The following is a 6,781-nucleotide window of genomic DNA, read 5'->3' as shown; positions in this document are numbered from 1 at the left end:
GATTGCATCATCTCATAGGCATAAAAACCTTGACGAACTTTTAATGTGCCGCTACCGCTTTAGGTAATCTGATTTATAATTTAAGCAAAGTAAATACTTGTGATCCTTAAATAAAATATCAAAACAAATCTAAAGGACGATCTTTCTATTGGATTCTGTTAATGGTAGCGTAGCCGAAGGGCAAAAAGATTGTAACGGAAAGCAGGGCTAACAATAATTTTAGCACTCAATTGCTTTCCAAAAAAGATTTTCATTTCCCTATCGGTTGCAATCTCATCGACCAATAAAAAACTCAGTAATATTTCTCATTTAGGTCGGTGAGACACCAACCGATAGATTCAATCGAAGGGTAAATTACAAGCCCAACGCGGCCTTCAATTTCACATAGCCGGTTTTGCTTACCGGCAGCCAGATATCAGATTTTAATAACACTACATAACTATCTTTCTCTTTTAGCTCTATTTTGGTCACCTGGGCCAGGTTAATGATGTAAGACCTATGGATACGGATAAACTGGCTCACATCGAGCGTTTGTTCGAAATAAGCCATGGTTTTATTCTTATAGAACGCACCATCAACTGTACTTAACTTCACATAATCATCATCAGCTTCTAAATAGTTGATATCTGCAACAGGAATAATCTTAATCACACCGTCTTTTTTAACCACCACCCTATTGTTTTGGGCCGGACTTAAAGCTGCTGCATCCAAAACAGCCTCCGTATTTTCGGTTTGGTTTAATTTGTTAGGCAGTTTTTTAATGGCTGCATCAAAGCGCGATTTATCGATGGGTTTAAGCAAATAATCTACTGCATTAACCTCAAAAGCTTTAATGGCATATTCATCAAAAGCTGTAGTAAAAATTACTGCAGGTTTATCTTCAACCAGTTCGAGCATTTCGAAACCGCTTATTTTAGGCATTTGGATATCCAGAAAAATTAAATCAGGCTTATGCAGGGTAATGGCTTTTAAACCTTCGAACCCATCACCACATTCGGCTACAATCTCTATTTCTGCATGATCTGAAAGGTAATATTTTACAATATCTCTTGCTAAAGGCTCATCGTCAATTAGTATTGTTCTGATCATTTTTTTGTGGAATTTTTAGGGTTGTAATATATAAATTATTTGCCTCAATATCGGTTTGCAACAGATGGGTATTCGCAAATAACAGATATAACCTGCGTTTAATGGCACTTAAACCAAATCCTGTTCCTCCGGCAGCCTTCATTTCGGGATCAAAAGGATTTTGTACCCGGATCTGCAAAATATGATACTCAACGGTAACATCTATCTTGATGGTAATGCCTGCCGAGGTATTATAAAGTCCGAATTTAATAGCATTCTCTACAATGGGCTGCAATAAAGTACCTGGCAAACAAAGGTTTAAAGTATCTTCAGCCACATTAACTTCGATATTTAACCTGTGGCTAAACCTCACCTTTTCAATATCAAGATACAATTGAATATACTCCATTTCTTCTTCTACAGAAACCCACAATTCGTCATCACGTTTTAGGGTTCCGCGAAGAAAAGAAGCTAATTTCATTATCATTACGCCTGCCTCCTTCGGATTAACCATGGTAAGTGCAAATACCGAGTTTAAGCTATTGAAAAGAAAATGTGGCTGTAACTGGTGCCTTAACTTATTTAACTCGGCCTCTTTGGCTAAGCTTTTAGCGGCCGATAGTCTTTCGTGTGTTTCTGATTGCTCCTCTAATCTATACCATAAAATATTAGCTAAAGCACACCAGGCTAAACACATAAAAGAAATTAAGCCTCTGAAGGCAAAGGAGAAATTATAAAAATCTTTATACTCCTTATAATCAGAAAAAATATAGAGTACAACATATTTTGATGCAAAAATAATCACAAAAGTTAGCGCAAGGGCGATGATCAGTACGTACAACATCCGCTCATTTTTTGGCTGGTAATACCCAAGCATGTTACTGATACCAATGCAGGCCAAAGCCAATAAAAAATTATTGGTTAAGCTGTCGGTTATCGATATCCACCAGGAAAAATTAACTATATAATGTAATCCTGCGCCACACAACACAGTCCACACTATTGCAATGGTAAGCGATATTTTCTGTATTTGCGGAACGGATAAAGGTCTAGTTGTCAAAATAGTTTTGATTAGTTAATGATTTATTGCGGTGCTCGAGCTTTTCCAGATACTGTGTAACCGATTTTGGTTCAATAATCCTGGAACTTACTTCTACACCATCAGCGAGTTCTTCTACTGCCGATATTCCGCCTACACCTATAAATTTCCATACTACTTTATCACCGTTACAATTATTAAACGAAGGGTTAAAATGTACAGCATTCAATTTAGCTTTGTCTAAAGCCTGCGCAATCCCCTCTGCCTGGATTAAACGCGTTTGTTCATTAAACTGGGGCGTATGTTTTCCCTCACCACAAATTACCTGATAGATACAATTTACTGCAAACCATTTCATAGGCGATGTTTTATAATAAATGTTTAGAAACTTTTAATTTCGATCCCTCCAAATAAAGCTGTCCCATCTAAAATCAATGTTTTTTTCATCTCTGCTACCGGCATTACATGTGATCTTTTATCTTCAACGCTACCAAATAATGCCGTTACGTTCGTTTTTATTGCCCAGTTTTGTGGTACAATTAATTTAATTCCTCCAAAAACTGCTGTTACATCAAGCGATACCGTTTCAGGGAAATCAGCCTGAGTCATTACAATATCTGCTCCTCCAAATACAGCCGTAATATCGCCGCCCTGAAAGTTTTTAGAATAGACCGTTTGGTTGCTGCCCCCAAAAACGGCCATTACATCAATAACATCATTATTATTTGTGGTCTTCTGATCGGCAGCTGCGTCAAAATCGAAATCGGCTTTGTTCTTATCTTTAGGTTTTTTCTTAAACATAAAAGCATCCTTTGGTCTGAAGATTAAAAACCCACCCACTATAACCAAACCAATACCTAAAGCGTATTTAGATAAATCAAGATCTAACCCCGGTATATTGCTTAAGGTATTGTAAGCGCCGATCAAAATTAAAATTAGCCAGGCTATTCCTTTAAAGTTACGACGAACGCCGATAAATACACCAAGTGCAATTAAAAAATTAGGCCAGCTGAATATCCATCCCGGAATATTTAGTCCCATGTTGTTCAATAGAAATGCAAATCCGATGATGACTATGATGAAACCACTCCAAACTCTTCCTGAGTTTTTAATGTGGTTGTTATCGTTTTTATTAAGATTATCCATGTGTGTTCATATTTAATAATCCAAAAGTATTGATAAGCACTACATCATAATATACACAAGGTGCAAGAACTCGGTAAAAGACGGTAAGTGCCCTTATTTTATCGGTGAAAATTATTTTGTTATTTTGACGGTATGAAATTTTCCCTGTTAATGTTTGTTTTTGCTATTTCTACCAGCTTGTGTGCACAGGAAATAAGTAACCATTATAAGATTTACGATGTAAAAAAACAGAAATCCATATCAATGGACGACATTGTTACTGATGTGGGTCAGGCTGATGTTTTATTCTTTGGCGAAGACCACAACGATTCTATAGGTCATTATCTGGAAGCAGAGCTTTTTAAAAGACTTCATTCAAAATATCCATTAAAAATGGCACTGTCTTTAGAAATGTTCCATACCGATGTACAACCTGAGGTAGACGAATACCTGGCAGGATTAATTTCAGAAAAGAATTTTATTAAAGAAGGCAGGGCCTGGGGCAATTACAAAGATTATAAACCTTTAATGGAGTACGCCAAACAAAATAAGCTAAAAGTTATTGCTGCAAATGCCGCTACGCGTTACAGCAATGCGGTTACTATGGGAGGGCTTAAAGTTTTAGAAAATTTCCCAAAAACATCATTTAATTTTTTACCACCGTTACCAATTGATACGGCTCAGGGTAGGTATTATGAAAAATTCACAGAAACTTTGGGTGGCCACAGCATGGGCTCGATGAAAATTTACCAAACGCAAAATTTCTGGGATGCGACCATAGCATGGTCTATAAATAAGTTTCTTAAGGCAAACAGAGGCTTTAAGGTTTTTCAGCTTAATGGACGTTTCCACAGCGACGAAAAACTGGGAACATTGGCGAAACTGGCTCAGACCAATCCAAAACTAAAAATCCTGAACATTTCATCATTTTCTGATGAAAGCTTTGCCAATCCCGATTGGGGAAAATTTAAAAAACTCGGCGATTATATCATCATAACCGATCCAAGTGTAAAAAGAAGTTATTAAAATACAAAAGCCATCTCAATTTTACATCGGGACGGCTTTTGTATGTTAGGCTTTTGTTTTTAACAAATCTCTGATTTCGGTTAAAAGGGTTTCTTCTGCCGTTGGCACTACCGGTGCTGCAACTGCCACCTCTTCCTCTTTCTTTTTCATTCTATTAATTGCTTTAACCATCATAAAAACAATTAAAGCCAGCAATAAGAAATTAATGGCTACCGTAATAAAGTTACCATAAGCAAATATAGATGCATCTGGTGCGGCCTTTTTAGCATCTGCCAGCGAAGCACTCTTTGGAATCAGTTCGGCGCCTTTACCCATTGCAAAATAAATGCTGCTAAAATCTGGTTTACCAACCATTGCAGCTACAATAGGCATCACTAAATCGTCGATTACGCTGGTAACAATTTTACCAAAAGCACCACCTATAATTACGCCTACCGCCAAATCGAAAGCATTCCCTTTAATGGCAAATTCTTTAAATTCTTTTACAAAGCCCATATTTTATTAAGTTTTAGTTTATTTATTCACTAAAGTAGCAAACATTAAACTCAATACAAATGTTTATGAAATAATTTTAAAACCAAACATATCGATAGCATTTAAGTCAATTCAGCAGAATATCTGAAATCTATTGTTTATTTTTGCCCCATTCTTTTATATTTACTATGCTAAAGCAACACTTACAACAAAAATTATTACAAAAGTTATCACCGCAACAAATACAGTTTATTAAACTGTTGCAGGTGCCAACCGTTGCTTTAGACACCCGTGTAAAAGAAGAACTTGAAGAAAACCCGGCACTTGAAGATCCAAGCTTAATGACTCAAGATGAGCCAAAGAGTGAATATGATGATCTGAATGACGGGCCTGAAGATTACGAACAATCATCAGAAGACACCAGTATGGATGAATTTAATGTAGATGATTATTTACAGGACGATTCTACCAACGATTATAGCACCAACTATAATAACGGTGATGACGATGAAGAGAAAAAAGAAACACCAATTGCCATTGAAAGTACTTTTTTTGAAAGTTTACAGGAGCAGTTAGACCTTATTCCCTTATCCGATCAGGATTTTATTATTGGCAAACAAATTATAGGCAGTTTAGATGATGATGGTTATCTACGCCGTCCGCTAGGCTCCATGATTGATGACCTTGCTTTTTCTCAAAATGTTATGGTTGAGGAAGAGGATGTACTGGAAATGTTAAAACTGATCCAAAGTTTCGACCCTCCAGGCATTGGTGCAAGAGATCTGAAAGAATGTTTATTGATCCAGTTAAAAAGAAAAGACCCCAACAATCCGATTATAGTTAAAGCAATGAATGTTGTAGAAAACTATCTGGATGAGTTTACGCGTAAACATTACGATAAATTAGAAAAAAGTTTAGGTTTAGATAGCGAAGAGCTTAAAGAGGTTGTAAACGAAATTCTGCGTTTAAACCCGAAACCAGGTGATGCCAATCAGGTTACCACCAAACAAATGCAGATTATTCCTGATTTTCACATCAGCAATAATGATGGCGTATTGATTTTGACGCTAAATTCGAAAAATGCCCCAGAACTAAAGGTAAGCAGATCTTACCAGGAGATGTTTGAACATTACGACAAAGCTTCATCAAAAGATAAAAAGCTGAAAGAGGCTGTGCAGTTTGTGAAACAAAAATTAGATTCCGCCCGATGGTTTATCGATGCAATTAAACAAAGACAACAAACTTTGTTAAAAACCATGAATGCCATTATGCACTATCAATATGAATATTTTTTAACCGCCGATGAGCGTAAAATGCGCCCAATGATCTTAAAAGATATTGCCGATAAAATTGATATGGATATTTCAACCGTATCAAGGGTGGCAAACTCTAAGTATGTGCAGACTGAATTTGGTACTTTCTTGTTAAAATCATTCTTCTCAGAAGCAATACAAACCGAAAACGGTGAAGAAGTTTCGAACAAAGAGGTTAAAAAAATATTGGAAGACTGTATTGGCAACGAAGATAAACGCAAACCTCTAGCAGATGAAAAATTAACTGAAATTTTAAAAGAAAGAGGTTATAACATTGCCAGAAGAACCGTTGCAAAATATCGTGAGCAAATGAATATTCCGGTAGCAAGGTTAAGAAAGGAACTTTAGATCAGTTGGCAGTTACCTGTTTTCAGTTAACAGTCAATTGCCGGCTGAAGGCATAACAACACTAAATAAGCTATCTATTTATTGGGATTGGAAATGAGCAGTTCTGTGTGCTTGGCGGTTTGCAGTCCTGCCATTCGCTATAGCTCCGATAGAAAACCTGTGAAACAAGCAAGCACACCATAAAACTCGCAAATAGTGCTTAAATCGGAGGCTGCCGCTGCTGTCAGGTTTAGGAACATAGTTTCTACACCCTGTAAGCCAAAAAATGAAAAACTATTTGACCTTATAGCCCCAGTTGTAGCGTTACCCAAATGTCATTAAGTTAAGCCATTCGGCACAAGCAAAAATAATTTAATCACAGATAGAAAGGATGCACACAGATATGAAA

Annotated in this window: 7 protein-coding genes; 2 read left to right on the top strand and 5 right to left on the bottom strand. The window is 36.7% G+C overall.

All coding sequences use genetic code 11. From position 1 onward, the window contains the following. Positions 1-354: 354 nt before the first annotated feature. The 4 genes from AW17_RS22565 to AW17_RS22550 are packed head-to-tail and all read right to left on the bottom strand — an operon-like array spanning position 355 to position 3,253. Entirely contained in the window at positions 355-1,089 is a 735-nt protein-coding gene (locus tag AW17_RS22565; protein ID WP_029280416.1) for a LytR/AlgR family response regulator transcription factor, read from the bottom strand. Next, the gene (locus tag AW17_RS22560; RefSeq protein ID WP_029280414.1) at positions 1,067-2,128 is read right to left on the bottom strand and encodes a sensor histidine kinase; all 1,062 of its coding nucleotides are present in this window, start codon (positions 2,126-2,128) and stop codon (positions 1,067-1,069) included. The genes AW17_RS22565 and AW17_RS22560 overlap by 23 nt, the downstream gene beginning before the upstream one ends. Continuing rightward, positions 2,118-2,465, bottom strand: coding sequence for a DUF4288 domain-containing protein (locus AW17_RS22555; RefSeq protein ID WP_051692050.1), 348 nt, complete (start codon positions 2,463-2,465; stop codon positions 2,118-2,120). Before AW17_RS22555 ends, AW17_RS22560 begins: the two co-directional genes overlap by 11 nt. Before the next feature lie 23 nt (positions 2,466-2,488). After that, a complete protein-coding gene (locus AW17_RS22550) occupies positions 2,489-3,253 on the bottom strand; it encodes a LiaF transmembrane domain-containing protein (protein WP_029280410.1) in 765 nt (254 codons plus the stop codon). Positions 3,254-3,385: 132 nt separating this feature from the next. Between AW17_RS22550 and AW17_RS22545 the strand changes: the two genes are divergently transcribed. Continuing rightward, a complete protein-coding gene (locus AW17_RS22545) occupies positions 3,386-4,258 on the top strand; it encodes a ChaN family lipoprotein (protein ID WP_029280408.1) in 873 nt (290 codons plus the stop codon). A gap of 45 nt (positions 4,259-4,303) precedes the next feature. On the opposite strand, the gene mscL is transcribed toward AW17_RS22545, so the two are convergent. Beyond that, positions 4,304-4,753 (bottom strand): large conductance mechanosensitive channel protein MscL, encoded by a 450-nt coding sequence (gene mscL / locus AW17_RS22540; protein ID WP_029280406.1) that lies wholly within the window; start codon positions 4,751-4,753, stop codon positions 4,304-4,306. Positions 4,754-4,920: 167 nt separating this feature from the next. Here mscL and rpoN point away from each other — a divergent pair, with 167 nt between their 5' ends. Next, entirely contained in the window at positions 4,921-6,393 is a 1,473-nt protein-coding gene (rpoN, locus tag AW17_RS22535) for an RNA polymerase factor sigma-54 (RefSeq protein ID WP_029280404.1), read from the top strand. The last annotated feature ends 388 nt before the right edge of the window (positions 6,394-6,781 follow it).

Source organism: Pedobacter borealis DSM 19626 (genome assembly GCF_000708285.2).
In the GTDB taxonomy this organism is placed as follows: domain Bacteria; phylum Bacteroidota; class Bacteroidia; order Sphingobacteriales; family Sphingobacteriaceae; genus Pedobacter; species Pedobacter borealis.
The sequence above is the reverse complement of the archived record's forward strand: the minus strand, read 5'-3'. Positions and strand labels throughout refer to the sequence as shown.